The 18,049-nt window shown below is 56.1% G+C and carries 16 protein-coding genes and 1 tRNA gene; 9 read left to right on the top strand and 8 right to left on the bottom strand.

The genetic code is table 11. The features are described 5' to 3' along the window. Positions 1–555: 555 nt before the first annotated feature. From BFV67_RS00915 to BFV67_RS00900, 4 genes are all read right to left on the bottom strand, one after another. A tRNA-Pro gene (locus BFV67_RS00915) sits at positions 556–632 on the bottom strand. A 91-nt stretch (positions 633–723) separates the two neighbouring features. Beyond that, on the bottom strand, positions 724–2,415 hold the full coding sequence (gene eptB, locus BFV67_RS00910; protein ID WP_008502768.1) for a kdo(2)-lipid A phosphoethanolamine 7''-transferase: 1,692 nt from the start codon (positions 2,413–2,415) through the stop codon (positions 724–726). Between the two features lie 257 nt (positions 2,416–2,672). Further along, complete coding sequence (locus tag BFV67_RS00905) at positions 2,673–3,875, bottom strand: L-lactate MFS transporter (RefSeq protein WP_069597748.1); 1,203 nt, start codon at positions 3,873–3,875, stop codon at positions 2,673–2,675. A 238-nt stretch (positions 3,876–4,113) separates the two neighbouring features. After that, entirely contained in the window at positions 4,114–4,809 is a 696-nt protein-coding gene (locus tag BFV67_RS00900) for an autotransporter domain-containing protein (RefSeq protein WP_069597747.1), read from the bottom strand. Between the two features lie 165 nt (positions 4,810–4,974). Here BFV67_RS00900 and tag point away from each other — a divergent pair, with 165 nt between their 5' ends. Next, on the top strand, positions 4,975–5,556 hold the full coding sequence (gene tag, locus BFV67_RS00895) for a DNA-3-methyladenine glycosylase I (protein WP_008502765.1): 582 nt from the start codon (positions 4,975–4,977) through the stop codon (positions 5,554–5,556). Further along, positions 5,534–5,980 carry an N-acetyltransferase gene (locus BFV67_RS00890; RefSeq protein ID WP_008502764.1) on the top strand — a complete coding sequence of 149 codons (447 nt, stop codon included), beginning with the start codon at positions 5,534–5,536 and terminating at the stop codon, positions 5,978–5,980. The genes tag and BFV67_RS00890 overlap by 23 nt, the downstream gene beginning before the upstream one ends. On the opposite strand, the gene BFV67_RS00885 is transcribed toward BFV67_RS00890, so the two are convergent. Further along, complete coding sequence (locus BFV67_RS00885; protein ID WP_069598933.1) at positions 5,943–8,222, bottom strand: molybdopterin guanine dinucleotide-containing S/N-oxide reductase; 2,280 nt, start codon at positions 8,220–8,222, stop codon at positions 5,943–5,945. The genes BFV67_RS00890 and BFV67_RS00885 overlap by 38 nt on opposite strands. 212 nt (positions 8,223–8,434) lie before the next feature. Between BFV67_RS00885 and BFV67_RS00880 the strand changes: the two genes are divergently transcribed. The 6 genes from BFV67_RS00880 to ghrB all read left to right on the top strand — a co-directional run bounded on the left by BFV67_RS00880 (position 8,435) and on the right by ghrB (position 14,487). After that, positions 8,435–9,097 (top strand): OmpA family lipoprotein, encoded by a 663-nt coding sequence (locus tag BFV67_RS00880; protein WP_008502762.1) that lies wholly within the window; start codon positions 8,435–8,437, stop codon positions 9,095–9,097. Positions 9,098–9,276: 179 nt separating this feature from the next. After that, entirely contained in the window at positions 9,277–10,293 is a 1,017-nt protein-coding gene (locus BFV67_RS00875; protein ID WP_008502761.1) for a LacI family DNA-binding transcriptional regulator, read from the top strand. Positions 10,294–10,396: 103 nt separating this feature from the next. Further along, positions 10,397–11,146 carry a sugar phosphate isomerase/epimerase family protein gene (locus BFV67_RS00870; RefSeq protein WP_069597746.1) on the top strand — a complete coding sequence of 250 codons (750 nt, stop codon included), beginning with the start codon at positions 10,397–10,399 and terminating at the stop codon, positions 11,144–11,146. 3 nt (positions 11,147–11,149) lie between these two features. Beyond that, positions 11,150–12,088 carry a sugar kinase gene (locus BFV67_RS00865; RefSeq protein ID WP_023294842.1) on the top strand — a complete coding sequence of 313 codons (939 nt, stop codon included), beginning with the start codon at positions 11,150–11,152 and terminating at the stop codon, positions 12,086–12,088. Between the two features lie 116 nt (positions 12,089–12,204). Beyond that, the gene (locus BFV67_RS00860; RefSeq protein ID WP_008502758.1) at positions 12,205–13,485 is read left to right on the top strand and encodes an MFS transporter; all 1,281 of its coding nucleotides are present in this window, start codon (positions 12,205–12,207) and stop codon (positions 13,483–13,485) included. Positions 13,486–13,512: 27 nt separating this feature from the next. Then, entirely contained in the window at positions 13,513–14,487 is a 975-nt protein-coding gene (ghrB, locus tag BFV67_RS00855; RefSeq protein ID WP_069597745.1) for a glyoxylate/hydroxypyruvate reductase GhrB, read from the top strand. A gap of 58 nt (positions 14,488–14,545) precedes the next feature. Here ghrB and cspE read toward each other — a convergent pair whose 3' ends face one another. Both cspE and BFV67_RS00845 read right to left on the bottom strand, forming a co-directional pair. Then, a complete protein-coding gene (cspE, locus tag BFV67_RS00850; protein ID WP_003860775.1) occupies positions 14,546–14,758 on the bottom strand; it encodes a transcription antiterminator/RNA stability regulator CspE in 213 nt (70 codons plus the stop codon). A gap of 247 nt (positions 14,759–15,005) precedes the next feature. Continuing rightward, a complete protein-coding gene (locus BFV67_RS00845) occupies positions 15,006–15,716 on the bottom strand; it encodes a DUF3053 domain-containing protein (protein WP_008502756.1) in 711 nt (236 codons plus the stop codon). Between the two features lie 331 nt (positions 15,717–16,047). Here BFV67_RS00845 and BFV67_RS00835 point away from each other — a divergent pair, with 331 nt between their 5' ends. Then, positions 16,048–16,335 carry an HTH-type transcriptional regulator gene (locus tag BFV67_RS00835; protein ID WP_008502755.1) on the top strand — a complete coding sequence of 96 codons (288 nt, stop codon included), beginning with the start codon at positions 16,048–16,050 and terminating at the stop codon, positions 16,333–16,335. Between the two features lie 39 nt (positions 16,336–16,374). Here BFV67_RS00835 and BFV67_RS00830 read toward each other — a convergent pair whose 3' ends face one another. Further along, entirely contained in the window at positions 16,375–17,994 is a 1,620-nt protein-coding gene (locus BFV67_RS00830) for an ABC-F family ATP-binding cassette domain-containing protein (RefSeq protein ID WP_069597744.1), read from the bottom strand. Positions 17,995–18,049 lie beyond the last annotated feature (55 nt).

Below are 18,049 nucleotides of genomic sequence, written 5' to 3'. Positions count from 1 at the left end.
CCCGGTCCGGTCGGAGGTGCCCGAAGGCGTTAAAGGGATGGAGAATCCTTTCAGAAGAGCGTTTGAGTTGCAGCGCAGATCGTCCCTGAAATGCCCCTCATGCCCTACAATCTGTCAACAGAATGTGAAAACGTCAATACAGGTGACGGGGATTTACGCTGAGTGTGAGAAACCGCAAACAAAGATTAAAAAAACCATGAGCGTCAGTTTTCAGCAGGGAAATTTATGCTACTCGCCATGTTGCAGCACAACTATCTTCATATTTCGCAACAATCAGTGATTAACTTTTATTCAGAATGGGTAAATTTTCTTGCAGAATGGTGATTATCTGAGCACTAAATACCGCGAACGTTAAAACGCACAGCGAAAAATGCTGAGGTTATCCATAAGCAACGCGAAAAAAGATCAATCTATATATAAAAAAATACAATGGATTATGTCACAAAATCGTTAACAAGCAGGGAGAAGCGGGCGTAAGGGGCGTTTTGATTACTCTGAAGAGCTAAGGCCATAATGCAAAAAGGGCTAACCTTACGGTTAGCCCTTTTCAGAATGTGGTCGGCGAGAGAGGATTCGAACCTCCGACCCACTGGTCCCAAACCAGTTGCGCTACCAAGCTGCGCTACTCGCCGAATGCGGAGCGCATCTTACTGCTGAGGTGCGCCCCCGTCAATCCCTTATTTTCAAAAAGCCATTCAACTGGCGATATTCTCGCCAGAGCAGCTACTGCGCGGCTTTTGCGCTGTTGTCAGGGAGTTTACACCAGTTGTTGTTTTCGTTAATCCCACCGTTCGGTGAGGTGTAGCCGAGACAACCCATAATGGTGTCGTACAGCTCAACGTGACGACGCGGCACCTTCATTTCCGCCTCTTTCTTCAGATGGGCAAACATCTTCGCTTTCTCCGGGTCTTCCAGATACTTATCGGACATCCACACCATCATTGGCACGCGGAACTGCTCCGGCGGCGCCATCTTGCGTGGTGTACCGTGCAAATGTTCGAACTCATTGATAGATTCACCGTGGTCCGCCGCATAGAAGACAATAGCCTTCTTATCGCGAACCTGGTCAATCACCGAATCAATAAAGTGATCCACATACATCACGGAGTTGTCATAAGAGTTAATCAACTGGGCTTTGGTGCAGTCTTTATCCACTCCGACGCACTCCGGCGTCCATTTGGCAAAGCTGCGGGGGTAGCGCTGCGTGTAGTTAAAGTGCGACCCTTTGGTATGAAGGATGATCATATGCTTACCATCAGGGTTCCCGTTGAGTGAGAGTTTCATCTCATCAATCAGCAACATGTCATCGACAGGTTTGCCACGGTTGCGCGCCTCTGCGCCAATCTGCTCGCGGTAGGAGATGTTTTGCGCCATGGTGTTGCTGTAGAACCACATCTCACTCTGCATCGCATAGAGGTCGGAGGTAAACCCAAGCTGATGCAGCACCGAGAAGACGTTTTGCTCTTTTAGCGTACGCTGCGGGTTATCGCTCGCCCCGCCCTCGCGCACAAACATGCAGCGCAGGGAAAGCTTGGTGGCGGTATCACAGGAATAGCCACGATAGGCAATCAGATTCTTTTCCTGCGCCAGTTTAGGCGTGGTATCACGGTTATAGCCGAGAATGCCCATATGATCCCAGCGCGTGGTCTCTCCGATAATAAAGACGACGTAGGTATCGTCGATATCCTTTGGCGCCACATAGGTAAACTTCTTCGCCGGGTTTATCAGCGACTTATTATCCGAGGACTCATCCACCTGCGCCCACGCATACAGCCCCAGCGCGGAGATCCAGTTAGACGGTAAATAAGAGTTGGCAACCACGCCACCGTAGCTCGGCATATCCACGCCGGAGGTCCGCTCATCATTCTTCTGCTTCACCTCCAGCAGACGAATCGGCCCCCAGACCATCAGGCCCGCCAGCAGCACCACGGCGACGCTTCTGAATCGCTTTCCGGGCGTGCGGATCTGGTGAACAAGGGTATAGCGGCAGCGGTTGCTCCAGATGAGCAGCAGCGGCAAGGCGCTGACCGCTACCAGCCAGAGGATAAAGTGCAGCCCCACAACCTCTTTAGAGAGGTCGATATCCGTGGTCATCACCGAGGCAATAATGCCGTAGCCAATCACCACGTTCATAAAAGTCATGTAATAGCTGGCACCCGCCGAGCACAGCACGATAAACGTTGCCAGCACTCGCCACACGCGACGGCCAAACAGGGTAAGAATACGGAATAAAAAGAAGGTGACCAGTACCGCAGCGACCAATTCGACAACCGCTGCAATTCCTTTCCAGACGGTAAAATCATGCGCGTAACCGTCAAACCGACGGAAAAAAACTGCGCCGTTCATAAACAGGCCGATGTACAACGCCAGCAAAAAGCAGAGCTTTTGTTGCGCCATCGATTTAATGTATTTCATGCAAGCTACCCGGAAAAAGGGACAGTACCGCCGCCCACCTCGATTAAAAAGTGGGCAGATTAGACATACGCTCAGGGGATCGTTCAATGAAACGTCTACAGGCGTGGTAAGTAGACCACAGGGAAGCGGAAAAGTGGCAGCAGAGAGTGTGATCAGTACAGTTATTTACAAAAAAGCAAATCCAAAAACAGACAAAATCGCTTTATTTCCAGGTTAAGAAAATAAAAAGGCCGGATTACCGGCCTTTCTCGTCGCGATTATGCATGAACTTCTTTAAAAACTTCACGTTGCGGCTGGCGAATCGTGGTTGACAGCGCCAGGGAGATAATCAGCAAGGCAAATATCACGCAGAAGGTTACGTAGAACCCGCCGAACAGTGAAGCAATCAGCGAGCCACAGATACTGCCGATCCCGAAGCCCAGATAGATCACGCCGTAGTTTTTCGCCAGATTGTTCAGGCCAAAGAACTCGCTCACCAGTGACGGGAAGACGGTAATGGTGCCGCCGAAGTTAAAGGCCACGCAGGCAATTGCCGCGAAGAAGGTGGCTTCATTCAGCGGAGCGAACAGCAGCGCCGCCATACCGACCAGCGAAACCACCTGCCCAATCGTAATCACGCGGATGCGGGCGATTTTGTCGGACAGAATACCGAGGACCAGACGACCGGAGAGGTTAGCAATGGAGATGACGGTCACCGCGTTGGCCGCCGTGGCTGCATCCAGTTTCACCATCCCCTGTGCGATATCTTTCGCGACGCCGATGACATACAGGCCGCTCATGCAGGCCGTCAGGAACATCACCGCCAGCATCCAGTACTGCGGTTTACGCATGGACTGCGCGAGGGTGAAATCATTCTCCACCACGCCATTCACGGATTTCACTTCCTGCTGCGGCGCATCCTTCAGCAGCGTGGCGCCGAACAGAATCATCACCAGCACGATTGCGCCCCAGATCATGAAGGTTTTTTCGAGGCCAACGGACGCCAGCAGATGGGCATCGATAAATTTGAACCCGAGGCTGCCCAAACCATAAGAACCAATGGCAAACGCGGAGATTAAGCCTTTACGTTCCGGGAACCACTTCACGCAGTTTGACAGCGTCAGCAGATAGCCCGCGCCGTCCGCCAGTCCCACCAGCACGCCCGCACTCAGCCAGAGCATCATCAGATTGCTGGAATGCGCGGTCAGGAAAAAGCCCAGCCCCAGCAGGATGCCGGACGCCATGGTCACGCGCTTCACGCCAAAACGCTCCTGCAGCTTGCCCGCGACGGAAGATGAAATCGCCAGACCCAGGCTCAGCAAACCAAAGGAGAACGCGACCTGGCTGACCGGTGCGCCGAGTTTGTCAGAAAGCGCACTGTTAAACAGGCTCCAGGTATAGACCGATCCCAGCGCAAACTGAGTGACGATGGTACCAAAGAGCGTGAGCCAGCGCGTGCGGTTATAGGTTGATGTGTTCATGGCAGTTGTCCTGCAAGATAAATTGAGGGAATTCGCTGAGGACAACGATAAACAAAACCTCAATATGCCTGGGGTAAAACGGCATGAAATGCAGGCGGAACGGAATGAAATGCCTGGAATCGGGAATGAATGACCTGGCACGGGAATAAAGCGACAGCGTGTTAGTATCTGCTATCGCTGTAAAGCCCGTGGTTATTGTATTCGAGATGTTATCGTAACGTTTAAAAAAGTAACAATTCTAGAAATTGGCGCTGACGCCGAGGGTGTATAAAAACTCCTCACCGGTGGTGGTATGCTCCCCCTGAGCCAGCGAGGCATAGGCCGCCATGTGCGTATTAAAGGGAATATCCGTTCCCACGGTGACATCCATCCAGCTGCCGTTTTGGGCAGGAGCTGGCGTTTGCGGCATACCAAACTGCGATTTCCACTGGTTTTCACCAAACTGTTGGTTATAGCTGATCTGCGCCCAGGGCCGGAGATCGCCGTACTGGGTGTTAACACGCCACCCCAGCGTGCTGACGCTGGCATGCCAGAGCGGGTCCGTAACTGACTGTGTCGACGCGCTATTACCAAACTCGTTGATCATCATAGGAGCCGTGCCGTCGTACCGCCACGCCACCACCGGGCCGGTGGTCATTCGCGCTGAAACGGGAAAATTCCAGCCTACGCTCATCGCCCCCTCTGTCGTGCTGCCAGACGGTATATTCAGAGCAAGACCCGGCGCATTTTGCGAAGACTGAATACGCTCCGCGAGAATATCCTCATAGCGCGGTTGGTGATCCGCGTCCCATGTATAGCGTTCCGCCGTATTATTTTGGGCGTCTGAAACGATATATTCCTGTTGCCAGGCAGACGCTGTATTACAAAAAAACAGGCAGGCTGAAATCCCCACCAGGCCAGACACAGCATGGCGACCACTGATTTTTTTTATCATCTTCAACGCGACCCCAGAGAGAGCCGAATTCGGCGATATTTGTCGTTATTCAGGAAGAGCTTAGAGAGCATATGGCCCTGTATTAACTATTGTCTTTATAGTAAACACGTCAAGCCAGTCAGAACGAAATTTTTGCGAAATCAGTATCAATAAGGGAGATGACGGATGGAACGTTGCGGTTGGGTAAGCCAGGATCAGCTTTATATCGACTATCACGATCGGGAATGGGGCGTGCCGGAAAGGGATGGCAAAAAGCTCTTTGAGATGATCTGCCTGGAGGGCCAGCAGGCGGGGTTATCATGGATTACGGTACTGAAAAAACGCGAAAATTACCGCAGCGCTTTCCACCAGTTCGACCCCGTCGCCGTCGCCGCGATGACCGATGAGGACGTCGAGCGACTGGTGCAGGATGCCGGCATCATCCGCCATCGCGGCAAGATCCAGGCCATTATCGGTAACGCACGCGCTTATCTGGCGATGGAACAAAACGGCGAATCATTTTCAGATTTTGTCTGGACGTTTGTGAATAACGATCCGCAAGTCACGGAGGCGACCACGCTCGCGGAAATTCCGGCCGCCACTCCGGCCTCGGATGCGCTCTCGAAGGCACTGAAAAAACGCGGCTTTAAGTTTGTCGGCTCCACCATCTGCTACGCCTTTATGCAGGCCTGTGGCCTGGTCAACGACCACGTTACCGGCTGCTTCTGTCATCCGGGAGGCCATCATGATCCGCAAATGGCAAAATGAAAATACCGCGCCGCTGCTGAGCCTGTGGCTGGAAAGCACCACGGAAGCGCATCCGTTCATCGCGCCGAATTACTGGAAAGAGAATGAGGCCATGGTGCGGGACGTTTATCTGCCGTCCGCTGAAACCTGGGTCTGGGAGCAGGACGGCGAACCTTGCGGATTTATCAGCGTGATGCAGTCTCAGTTTGTCGGCGCCCTGTTTGTGGCGCCGTCATGCATCGGGAAAGGCATCGGGCGCGCGCTGCTGAACCATGTTCAACAGCGCTTCCCGCACTTAACCCTGGAGGTGTATCAGAAAAATGTCCGGGCGGTGAATTTCTACCATGCTCAGGGCTTTCGCATTGAAGACAGCGCCTGGCAGGATGACACCCAACACCCGACGTGGATTATGAGCTGGCAGGCGGATCAAACGCCGTTAAGGTAAGCTCGGGACCCGTATATTTCTCGACCCAGGCCAGCGCCGTGTTCCCTGCGCAACCATTCCCCAGCTTCGAGCTGGGGAGATCTTTGGTCAGCACGTTAACCGCCCCGTTTTTACAGATACCGCCTTCGGCGAGCTCAAGGTCAGGCCATGCGCCCTGATGAATGCAGATCACGCCCGGCTTAATCCCGTCGCTCACCACCGCCCCTGCCAGCACTTGTCCACGCGCGTTCCAGACGCGCACCACGTCGCCGTCCGCAATCCCGCGCGCTTGCGCATCAAGGGTATTCAGCGTGATGGGCTCTCGCCCGGCGACCGCATACTGCTCGCGCAGGGAGGTATAGTTAAGCTGGCTGTGCAGACGGTGCGCGGGATGGGCAGATAATACCTGCAGCTGATCCGGCCGGGCGTTGCCGTGCCATTCGTCCGGCTCGAGCCACGTGGGATGCGGCGGGCAGTCAGCATAGCCAAAGCTGGCGATGCGCTCGCTGTAGATCACGATCTTGCCGTTCTCGGTTTTCAGCGGGTGGTTCTCCGGATCGCGGCGGAAATCGGCAAAACGAACAAACTTCGCGTTCTGTTCGCTCTCCGGCATTTCGACGATCTGGTTCGCCTCCCAGAACTCAGTAAATGGCGGGAGCGTCACGCCCTGCGCCGCGCCGCGCTGCCCGGCAATCTGGTAGAAGGTTTCCAGCCATTCGAGATCGGTTTTTCCCTCGGTAAAACGCGCGCGACCGCCCGCTTCCCACCGCTCGCTCAGTTCAGCAAACACGTCGAAATCATCACGCGCCTCATCGCGCGGGGCCACCACGCGCTTCATCGGGACCATATGCTGATTGCTGTAGTCGCCGGTCATGGTGAGATCGTTACGCTCAAACGAGGTGGTCGCCGGGAGCACGATATCAGCGTGTTTCGCCGAGGCGGTCCAGAAGCACTCTGAAATCACCACCAGCTCCGGCTTCTGCCAGGCGCGGATCAGGCGGTTGGTATCCTGATGGTGCGTGAAGTTCGACCCGCCCGCCCACCAGACAAATTTAATATCCGGGAAGTGGCGGTCGAGACCATTGTGCTGATAAAAACCGCCCGGATTTTCCAGGGCTTCAACAATACGCGCCACCGGGATTTTATCCACGGCGTCCACGCCGCCCTGCACCGAACCTTGCAGAGACGCCAGCACAGCCGCTTTACGCGTGGGGTTACCGCCGTTGGCAAAGTGATAGGAGAGACCAAAACCGCCGCCCGGCGTACCGATCTGCCCCAGCATCGCGGCGAGGGTCACCAGCATCCAGTGTTTTTGCTCGCCAAACTGCTGGCGCTGCATCCCCCAGCCGGACATCAACATCGTGGTGTTTTTATGGAATAACGCCGCCAGTTCGCGGAGTTTATCCGCAGAAACACCGCAAATGTCAGCCGCCCACTCTGCCGTTTTGGCTACATCATCCGTTTTACCCGTCAGATAGTCGGCGAATTTATCGAAGCCGGTGGTACAGCGCGTCAGGAATTCGACATCGTGCCAGCCGTTTTCCACCAGGGTATGGGCGATACCCAGCATCATTGCCACGTCGGTGCCCATATGTGGGGCAATCCACTCGGCGCTGTCGCCGAAGAAATCCAGGGTTTCAGAGCGCATCGGGTCAATGCAGATGATGCGCTTGCCGCTTTTGCGCAGCGCGTCGAAATAGCCAATGCCCTGCTCGTCGCTGGCATTCCAGGCAATTTTCAGCGTGTTAAGAGGGTTAGCGCTCCACAGCACCACCACGTCGGTATGTTCCAGCACCAGCGGCCAGCTGGTCTGCTGCTGGTACACCTCGTTCCCGCCCACGACGTACGGCATGATCGCCTGCGCTGCACCGGTGGAGTAATCCCCCAGATGACCGGTATAGCCGCCCGCCAGGCTCATATAGCGCTGCAGCAGCGTCGATGCCTTGTGCAGCACCCCGTTAGAGCGCCAGCCGTAGGACCCGGCGAAAATGGACGACGGACCGTAACTGTCGCGAATGCGCTTGTGCTGGGTGTGGATCAGCGCCAGCGCGTCATTCCAGCTCACGCGAACAAACTCATCCTGACCGCGAATGCCCTGCGGCTTGTCAGGTGAGGCGAGAAAACCTTTACGCACCATCGGCCAGCGCACGCGCGTTTTGCTGTGCACCTGATCGCGAACGACGGTCTGTAAAGAGTTGGGATGTTGTGTTGGCAATGCTCCGCGAGACGACAGAACATTTTCGCCATCGGTTTCGACCAGCATTGGCCCCCAGTGGGCGGCGGTCAGAATGGTTTTCGTTGAGGTGCTCAAGCGTGCGCTCCTGGTTGCGTGCAGGTTTTACGGCCTTCTTGCTGAGACCGTTTATGGTTTGTCACAAATTTCAGAGTTATACCCGGAATTTTCTCCGTATCTGGACGTCATAATCAACTGCCACGTTCGCCGTGGCAAAGAATAAAAAGGATTAAGGAAAGAAGATGAAAAAACGCGTACTCGTTATTGCCGCTCTGGTGAGCGGTGCACTGGCTGTTTCTGGCTGCACAACCAACCCTTACACCGGTGAGCGCGAAGCGGGTAAATCCGGCATTGGCGCGGGTATCGGCTCGCTGGTCGGCGCAGGCGTTGGGGCGCTCTCCTCCTCCAAGAAAGACCGCGGCAAAGGCGCGCTGATTGGCGCAGCGGCGGGCGCGGCCCTGGGCGGCGGCGTCGGTTATTACATGGACGTGCAGGAAGCAAAACTGCGCGACAAAATGAAGGGAACCGGCGTGAGCGTGACGCGCAGCGGCGATAACATCATCCTGAATATGCCGAACAATGTGACCTTTGACAGCAGCAGCGCAACGCTGAAACCCGCGGGTGCGAACACCCTTACCGGCGTGGCGATGGTGCTGAAAGAGTACAATAAGACCGCCGTGAACGTGATTGGCTACACCGACAGCACCGGCAGCCAGGATCTGAACATGCGTCTGTCCCAGCAGCGCGCCGATTCCGTGGCCAGCTCGCTGATTACCCAGGGCGTTGAAGCAAACCGCATCCGCACCAGCGGCATGGGCCCCGCCAACCCTATCGCCAGCAACAGCACGGCGGAAGGCAAAGCGCAGAACCGCCGCGTAGAGATTACGTTAAGCCCAATTCAGTAGGTAATAGCAAAACGGCAACCCCGTTGCCGTTTTTAGTGTTTGCGCCCTCTCCCGTGGGAGAGGGTTGGGGTGAGGGTATCAGACCGCAACCTCCGGTAAGCGCAGCGCCACCGGGCAAATTACTTGATTCGTCCGATTTTCCCGCTAAGGTATTCTCACTAAATTCAGGGAAATCAGCGATGAGCAAACCAGCCCGGGCCACCATCAGCGACGTGGCGAAAGCCGCCAAAACCGGTAAAACCAGCATTTCGCGCTACCTTAACGGCGAGAAACATCTGCTATCCGATGCGTTGCTGGCGCGTATTGAACAGGCCATTGCCGATCTCGACTACCGTCCCAGCCTCATGGCGCGCGGGCTCAAACGCGGCCGCACCCGCCTTATCGGGCTGATCATCGCCGATATCACCAACCCCTACTCCGTGAACGTGCTCAGCGGTATCGAAGCCGCCTGTCGCGAGAAAGGCTTTACGCCGCTGGTCTGTAATACCAACAACGAAGTCGACCAGGAGCTGCATTATCTCGACCTGCTGCGCAGCTATCAGGTGGAAGGGATTGTGGTCAACGCGGTAGGCATGCGTGAAGAAGGCTTAAATCGCCTGCAGCAATCCTCCCTACCCATGGTCCTCATCGACCGTAAAATCCCGGAATTTGCCTGCGATGTGGTCGGGCTGGATAACACCCAGGCCGCCACGACCGCCACCGAACATCTGATTGAACAGGGCTTCGAGGCCATTCTGTTTCTGAGTGAACCGCTGGGGATGGTCAACACCCGACGTGAACGCCTGAGCGCATTTCGCGCCACGCTGGAGCGTTATCCCGGCGTGATCGCCGAAAATGCCGAAACGCCGCTTCACGAAGCCGGGCAGCTCGACAACACCCTGCGTCAGTTCCATACGCGCCATCGTGGGATGCGCAAAGCGGTTATCTCCGCCAACGGGGCGCTGACGCTGCAGGTCGCCCGCTCGCTCAAGCGCATTGGCCTGCACTGGGGCAGCGACATCGGTCTGCTGGGGTTTGATGAACTGGAGTGGGCGGAGCTGGCTGGCGTCGGCATTACTACCCTCAAACAGCCCACCTGGCAGATTGGCTATGCTGCTGTTGAACAAGTCGTTCGTCGTATTGAAGGCACCAGCGATGCCGTTCGCGAGCAGGTCTTCTCCGGCGAGCTGATCGTTCGTGGCTCCACCGCGCGTTAAATTTCCCTTGTGATAGCGATCATAAATTCAACATCCTGACCTTTTCTTTGGAACCGGTTCCATCTAGCGTAATAGTATTGATATGTTGCGATGGAGTCCGAAGATGGGCAGGAAAATTATGGTGGTCACCGCCGCGTACGGTGCGGAACAGGTGCGACAGGCGGGCGGTCAACGGGCGATGCTCCCCGTTATTGCTGGCGCGGGGGCAGACGGCGTGGAGATCCGCCGGGAACTGTTCAACAGCGAAGAGCTGCTGGCGCTGCCTGCGCTGGGCGAATCCATTGAGCTGCTGGGTCTGCTGGCGTGCTACTCCGCACCCGCCGCCCTGTTTATGCCCGACGGCACCCTCAACCCTGACCTGCCCCGCTATCTTTCTGAAGCCAACACCCTGAACGCACTTTGGCTGAAGGTTTCCCTGGGCCATTTCAGCGACACGCAGCCTCTGGGCGCCCTGCGTACGCTGCTGAATACCAGCGGCATGGCGCTGGTCGTGGAGAACGATCAGACCGACTGCGGACAGCTCGCGCCCATGCAGCGCTTCCAGGCCGCCTGTCGGGAAATGGCGCTCCCCGTCACGCTGACCTTCGATATGGGGAACTGGCTGTGGGTGGGCGACTCCCCTGAAGAGGCCGCGCGTCACCTGGCCCCTGCCGTGAGCTATATCCACGTGAAGGCCGCCGTTCCGCATAAAGATAACTTCCGCGCCGTCGCACCGGACCGCGCCGATGCACGCTGGCTGGATCTGCTCGGCCAGCTGCCTGCCGATGCCCCGCGCGGTATCGAATTCCCGCTGGAAGGGGCGGATTTAACCGCCGTTACCCGCCATTACGTCAACCTGCTGCGCGAGGAGTAAACCATGCACAAGACGCTGGATGTCATCACGATCGGCGAGGCCATGGCCATGTTTGTCGCCACCGAAACGGGCGAGCTGAGTGCGGTGGAGCACTTTATCAAACGCGTCGCAGGCGCTGAACTCAACGTCGCGACCGGCCTGGCGCGTCTCGGCCTGAACGTGGGCTGGGTCAGCCGCGTGGGGGATGACAGCTTTGGCCATTTCGTTCTCGATTCGCTGAAAAAAGAGGGGATTGATGCTGCAGGGGTCACCCTCGACGGACGCTTCCCTACCGGCTTTCAGCTTAAATCCAAGGTCGAAAATGGAACCGATCCCATCGTGGAGTATTTCCGCAAAGGCTCGGCTGCAAGCCACCTTTCTGTCGCGGATTACCACGCCGATTACTTTGCCTCCGCACGCCATCTGCACCTGAGCGGCGTAGCCGCGGCACTCTCTGCCAGCTCGTATGAGCTGCTGGATCATGCCGCGACCACCATGAAAGCCCAGGGGAAAACCCTATCGTTCGACCCCAACCTGCGTCCGGTGCTGTGGAAAAGCGAAGCGGAAATGGTGGAGAAACTGAACCGTCTGGCGTTCCGGGCGGACTGGGTTCTGCCAGGCCTGAAAGAAGGGATGATTCTGACCGGCGAAAGCACGCCGGAAGGCATCGCCGACTTCTACCTGAATAAAGGGGTAAAAGCGGTGGTGCTGAAGACCGGTGCCGATGGCGCGTGGTTTAAAACGGCCAACGGCGAGCAGGGCGCGGTCGCGGCAGTGAAGGTCGAGAACGTCGTCGACACCGTCGGCGCAGGTGACGGCTTTGCCGTGGGCGTGATTAGCGCCCTGCTGGAAGGTAAAACGCTGCCGCAGGCCGTCGCGCGAGGCAACAAGATTGGCTCGCTGGCCATTCAGGTGCAGGGCGACAGCGAAGGATTACCAACGCGAGCACAGCTCGGCGTTTAAATTCCCTCTCCCTGTGGGAGAGGGCCAGGGTGAGGCAGCAAGCCGCACCAGATAATTAAGCCACCGTGTACCCTACAGACAACGGCGGTAACAACCTCAACAACAGAGGCAAGCCTATGAACAGTTCGACCAATGCAGTAAAACGCTGGTGGTACATCATGCCAATCGTGTTCATCACGTACAGCCTGGCGTACCTTGACCGAGCCAACTTCAGCTTCGCGTCCGCCGCGGGGATCACCGAGGACCTCGGGATCACCAAAGGGATCTCCTCCCTGCTGGGTGCCCTTTTCTTCCTGGGCTACTTCTTCTTCCAGATCCCCGGCGCGATCTATGCGGAACGCCGCAGCGTGCGTAAGCTGATCTTCATCTGTCTGATCCTGTGGGGCGCCTGCGCGTCGCTGACCGGCATGGTGAACAATATTCCTGCCCTGGCCGCCATTCGCTTTATCCTCGGCGTCGTTGAGGCGGCGGTTATGCCCGCGATGCTGATCTACATCAGCAACTGGTTCACCAAATCTGAGCGCTCGCGCGCGAATACCTTCCTTATCCTCGGTAACCCGGTCACGGTACTGTGGATGTCGGTGGTGTCCGGCTACCTGATCCAGGCCTTCGGCTGGCGCGAGATGTTTATCATTGAAGGGGTGCCGGCAATTATCTGGGCCTTCTGCTGGTGGGTGCTGGTGAAAGATAAACCAGCCCAGGCGAAATGGCTTTCCGAAGATGAAAAAGCGGCGCTGCAGGCGCAGCTGGATAAAGAACAGCAAGGCCTGAAGGCGGTGCGTAACTATGGTGAAGCCTTCCGCTCGCGTAACGTGATCCTGCTCTGCGCGCAGTACTTTACCTGGAGCATTGGCGTGTACGGCTTTGTGCTGTGGCTGCCGTCCATTATCCGCAGCGGCGGTGAAAACCTCGGCATGGTCGAAGTAGGCTGGCTGTCATCCGTACCGTATCTGGCGGCAACCATCGCGATGATCGTCGTTTCCTGGGCGTCGGACAAGCTGCAGAACCGCAAGCTGTTTGTCTGGCCGCTGCTGCTGATTGCTGCCTTCGCCTTTATTGGCTCCTGGGCCGTGGGCGCAAACCACTTCTGGGTCTCTTATACGCTGCTGGTGGTTGCCGGTGCGGCCATGTACGCCCCTTACGGACCGTTCTTTGCCATCATCCCCGAGATGCTGCCGCGTAACGTGGCGGGTGGCGCGATGGCGCTGATTAACAGCATGGGTGCGCTGGGTTCGTTCTGCGGCTCCTGGTTCGTCGGTTACCTGAACGGTGCCACCGGCAGCCCATCCGCATCGTACATCTTTATGGGAGTGGCGCTTTTCGCCTCGGTATGGCTTACTCTGATTGTTAAGCCTGCTAATAATCAACAACACCCTGTCGGCGCTCGCCACGCCTGAATCCTTAAAAAATCAACGGAGATTAGCATGAAGCCGTCCGTCATTTTGTATAAAACCCTGCCGGAAGATCTGCAGAAACGCCTTGAAGAGCACTTCACCGTCACGCAGGTGAAGAACCTGCGCCCGGAAACCGTGGCACAGCACGCCGACGCGTTCGCGAGCGCGGAAGGCCTGCTGGGTTCAAGCGAAAAAGTGGATGTCGCCCTGCTGGAGAAAATGCCGAAGCTGCGTGCTACCTCAACCGTTTCCGTGGGTTACGACAACTTCGACGTGGATGCGCTTAACGCCCGCAAAATCCTGCTGATGCATACCCCGCATGCCCTGACGGAAACCGTGGCCGATACGCTGATGGCGCTCATGCTCACCACGGCCCGTCGCGTGGTGGAAGTGGCTGAGCGCGTCAAAGCGGGCGAATGGACAAAAAGCATTGGTCCGGACTGGTTCGGTGTGGATGTTCACGGCAAAACGCTGGGCATTGTCGGTATGGGGCGTATCGGGCTGGCGCTGGCGCAGCGCGCGCATTTTGGTTTTAACATGCCGATTCTGTATAACGCGCGTCGCCATCACAGTGAAGCCGAAGAACGCTTCAACGCCCGTTACTGCGAGCTGGATACCCTGCTGCAGGAAGTCGATTTTGTCTGCCTGGTGCTGCCGCTGACGGATGAAACCCGTCATCTGATCGGTAAAGAGGCGTTTGAAAAAATGAAGGCATCTGCCATTTTCATCAACGCGGGTCGTGGCCCGGTGGTGGATGAGAAGGCGCTGATTGAGGCTCTGAAAAACGGTGAGATCCATGCAGCAGGTCTGGACGTGTTTGAGCAGGAGCCGCTGCCGGTGGACTCCCCGCTGCTGACAATGCCTAACGTGGTTGCCCTGCCCCACATCGGCTCAGCCACCCATGAGACGCGCTACAACATGGCGGCCACCGCGGTCGATAACCTTATTGCCGCCCTTAGCGGAAAGGTGGAGATAAACTGCGTGAACCCGCAGGTGCAACGGTAGAAACGAAAAAACCCGCCAGAAGGCGGGTTTTTAAATTCTTTGCTACTGGGTTGGAAGCTTACAGGCTTACAACGTTACCAGCTGCTGGGCCTTTAGCGCCGCTTTCGATGGTGAAGGACACTTTCTGACCTTCGTCCAGAGATTTATAGCCATCGTTCTGGATAGCAGAGAAGTGTACGAACACGTCTTTAGAGCCATCGTCAGGAGTGATGAAGCCGAAACCTTTATCAGCGTTGAACCATTTTACCAGACCAGTCATTTTAGCAGACATAGAAATTACCTTATTAACAAATATATTGTGCCTTCCGGCTTGATGGATTGCGTTACAGATTTTTAAGCGATGAAGGAAGGGTCACTACGAAGGGTATCTATGGATAACAATCTGGACTGCTTTACTAAACTGCTTTAGGTCTGTGTAACAAACCGACGGGAATAGTTATACCGATGTGGTAGAGGAATGACAAGCGTTATTTTCGCAACGCATTAAAAAACCCCGCCAGAAGCGGGGTTTTTTCGGTTTATTCTGTGGCAGCGACTGCGGCACTCCAGGCCTGGCTGAAGGCCTGATGCTGAGAGGCCAGCGGCCCAATCAGCGTATTGTACTGGCTTGCCTGCTGGGAGGTTGGGAACTGAATACCGTTGGCAACAAAGCTTACCTGCGTATTCTGCTGGGCAATAAAGTCACCCACCTGGACCAGCTGCTGCGTGAAGATTTGCGCGGCCGGAATCAACGGTTGCAGTGCTTCTGACGGTTTGGTCACCACTTTCTCATACACTTTGTCGAAGACCGGTTTGAGATCGTCGCCCTGCTTCAGCGCAGAACGTGACGCGTCAGCCTGCATTTTCGCATTCTGCAACTGCTGGCTCAGCACGCCAAGCGCACCGTTGGACTGGCGCAATGGTTCACGCTGCGTCATGTAATCCTGTGGAACGCGGATGGCGTTCACGCTATCCACTACCGGGCGGATACCGGAATCCATCGCCTGGCTCACCTGCTGTGAATAACCATAAAGAATGGCGTAATCGGACACAAAGGGGCCAAACTGCTTTTTCTGATCCGCAGTCAGCGTTGGCAACCGCTCGCCGCTGCGCATCACTGTATTCTGCAGAAAATCGATAAACGCTTTGCGCTGATCGCCTTCTTTATCAAAACACCCACTCAGGCTAACAACCATCAACAACGCCGCAATAGGCGCAAACCAGCGAGAGCAGGACTTTCCTGTCGCCATTTTATTACTCCTTTCACCCAAAAAAGCGCACACCGGCACACGCGTGCCCGACGCTGACAAGGATAGTCCAGGTCAGCCTTGCAAGATACTCTTTTCATGCAAAACGGCTATTGCCGATTTATTTCTTACCATTTACAAAAAAATACCTGGCGAAGCCGACTTATGACTAATCAGGGAATTAGCATAACTCTCCATATTGCTGAATCGGATACAGCGATCGTTACCGCACGATTAATCACACCCGTGACGATCCTGGGTTGGTATTAGGGACTATTCTTAACTGGCTCTCTGATGTTCTTGATCACGATGTGAGATTTAAGAGGAGTCCTCAATGGAATATAAAGATCCTGAGTTTGAGCTGCTGAGCAGCCTGGAACAGATCATTTTTAAAGATGTACCGCAGACGATTACCCTGCAACAAAAATCCAATCCCTTTACAGAATATGAGCAATTGCGCAAAGGGACAGGACTGAAAACCGAAGAATTCGCCAGAGCGATGGGTGTCAGCGTGGCTATGGTGCAGGAGTGGGAGTCAAAACGTGAGAAACCCACCCCAACCGAGTTACGGCTGATGCGCCTGATTCAGGCCAACCCTGCACTCAGCAAGCAGATCGCGTAGTGAAGATTGAATGCCCCCGCCTTTGCGGGGGCTTGTGTTTTACAGGCTATCACAACGCCAACCTGCCTCTTCCCACACCAGCTCATGCGTTAACGTTAAGCCGCTTAAAAACGCCTCATCGTGTGATACCACCAGCAGTGCCCCAGGGAAACCGGCCAGCGCCGCTTCAATGGCCTGGACTGAAGCCAGATCCAGATGGTTGGTCGGTTCATCCAGCAGCAGAAGCTGCGTGGCCTCCGCGCGCCACAGCACGCAGGCCAGGGCAGCCTTAAGACGCTCACCGCCGCTGAGCGTCGCCAATGGGAGCATCACTTTGTCAGCCCCCAGTTGAAGCTGCGCTAAACGGGTTCGCACTACCCCCTCTTCCAGAGGGGTATGACTCAAATTGAGATGCGTCATGACCGACTGCGAGAGATCGAACCGGGAGAGATGCTGGTCGAGATAAGCGCAGCTGACGGACACTTTACAGCTACCCGAACGGGGAGCCATCTCGCCGAGGAGGGTTTTTAACAGCGTCGACTTCCCGCAGCCGTTCGGCCCCTTTAACGCCACGCGCATCGGTCCGTCCATCCGCCAGTTGAGCGGAGGAACAGGTACATGCTGCAGCACCAGATCCTCCAGCACCAGCACCTGCTTCCCCTCCGGGATCTGACTTCCCGGCAGGGTGAACATGACCGGGTTATCGTCTTCAACCCGCTCACGCGCCTTGTTAACCGCGGCGTTCAGCGCTTCATTTTGCTCGCTGTGCTGTTTTTTCCAGGAGCCAATCCGCTCCTTTGCCGCGCCTTTATATTTGACCCGCTCGAACGATGCGATATTCAGGGTATCGACGGTGCGTAACGTCTTTGCCGACCGCCGCTGGCTGTCATCATGCTCTTTTTGCATGCGCGCGCGGGTGCGTTTGCGCTCGGTTGCCGCATGTTCCAGCGCCGCGCGGGCAGCCTGCTGTTCGGCATCGCGCTGGGCTTGATAATCCGCATAATTTCCGCCGTAGCTGCGCAGACCCGAGGCGCTCAGCTCAAGAATACGCGGCACCTGCTCCAGAAGTTCGCGGTCATGAGAGGCCACCAGCACGCCGCCCTGATACCGACTCAACTGGTCGTAGAACCACGCCCGGCCTTGTCGATCCAGATGGTTAGTCGGTTCGTCCAGCAGAAGAAAGTCCGCGCCCGCCGTAAACGCCCCGCACAGCAGGGCGCGGATGCGCTCGCCGCCGCTGAGTTCTATGGCGGGCTTATCAGGCTCAAACGGTGGGAGCGTCGCATTGATAAACGCTTCGCTCAGACGTTCGGCTATATCCCAGTAGCCGTCGAGCAACGCCAGATCGTCAGGCTGGTAATCGCCGCTGTCAATGCGCTTTCGCGCAGTAAAAATCGCGTCATACCCGAGAAGTTCAGCCAGCGTCGTCTGCGAAGAAATAACATGCTGCTGCGCCACCCAGGCATGCGAGCCAAAGCGTTCAATATGACCGGTAGCCGGTTCGTCCAGCCCCGCCAGCAAGCGCAGCAGACGCGTTTTTCCGCTGCCGTTGCGGCCAACCAGCGCGCACAGGGAGGGTTCCAGCGTGAGATTCAGCGGACCAAAAAGGGTATCGCCCGTCGGAAACTGACAGGTGACCTGATGCAAAATAAAAGAAGGGGACTGCGCAAAATGAGCCATAAGCACTCCTGAATGAAATCAAAACATCCCCTGCCGACGCGGTGGCGTTTTAGCA

The sequence above is a fragment of the Enterobacter roggenkampii genome, assembly GCF_001729805.1.
Taxonomy (GTDB): Bacteria; Pseudomonadota; Gammaproteobacteria; order Enterobacterales; family Enterobacteriaceae; genus Enterobacter; species Enterobacter roggenkampii.
The sequence above is the reverse complement of the archived record's forward strand: the minus strand, read 5'-3'. Positions and strand labels throughout refer to the sequence as shown.

Coding starts and splice junctions, on each gene's coding strand:
- BFV67_RS00905 (WP_069597748.1), bottom strand. CDS start 3,875: ATGAACACATCAACCTATAACCGCACGCGCTGGCTCACGCTCTTTGGT.
- BFV67_RS00900 (WP_069597747.1), bottom strand. CDS start 4,809: ATGATAAAAAAAATCAGTGGTCGCCATGCTGTGTCTGGCCTGGTGGGG.
- BFV67_RS00870 (WP_069597746.1), top strand. CDS start 10,397: ATGGGCAGGAAAATTATGGTGGTCACCGCCGCGTACGGTGCGGAACAG.
- BFV67_RS00830 (WP_069597744.1), bottom strand. CDS start 17,994: ATGGCTCATTTTGCGCAGTCCCCTTCTTTTATTTTGCATCAGGTCACC.
- BFV67_RS00875 (WP_008502761.1), top strand. CDS start 9,277: ATGAGCAAACCAGCCCGGGCCACCATCAGCGACGTGGCGAAAGCCGCC.
- BFV67_RS00880 (WP_008502762.1), top strand. CDS start 8,435: ATGAAAAAACGCGTACTCGTTATTGCCGCTCTGGTGAGCGGTGCACTG.
- eptB (WP_008502768.1), bottom strand. CDS start 2,415: ATGAAATACATTAAATCGATGGCGCAACAAAAGCTCTGCTTTTTGCTG.
- BFV67_RS00860 (WP_008502758.1), top strand. CDS start 12,205: ATGAACAGTTCGACCAATGCAGTAAAACGCTGGTGGTACATCATGCCA.
- BFV67_RS00885 (WP_069598933.1), bottom strand. CDS start 8,222: ATGCTGGTCGAAACCGATGGCGAAAATGTTCTGTCGTCTCGCGGAGCA.
- cspE (WP_003860775.1), bottom strand. CDS start 14,758: ATGTCTGCTAAAATGACTGGTCTGGTAAAATGGTTCAACGCTGATAAA.
- tag (WP_008502765.1), top strand. CDS start 4,975: ATGGAACGTTGCGGTTGGGTAAGCCAGGATCAGCTTTATATCGACTAT.
- BFV67_RS00845 (WP_008502756.1), bottom strand. CDS start 15,716: ATGGCGACAGGAAAGTCCTGCTCTCGCTGGTTTGCGCCTATTGCGGCG.
- BFV67_RS00865 (WP_023294842.1), top strand. CDS start 11,150: ATGCACAAGACGCTGGATGTCATCACGATCGGCGAGGCCATGGCCATG.
- BFV67_RS00835 (WP_008502755.1), top strand. CDS start 16,048: ATGGAATATAAAGATCCTGAGTTTGAGCTGCTGAGCAGCCTGGAACAG.
- ghrB (WP_069597745.1), top strand. CDS start 13,513: ATGAAGCCGTCCGTCATTTTGTATAAAACCCTGCCGGAAGATCTGCAG.
- BFV67_RS00890 (WP_008502764.1), top strand. CDS start 5,534: ATGATCCGCAAATGGCAAAATGAAAATACCGCGCCGCTGCTGAGCCTG.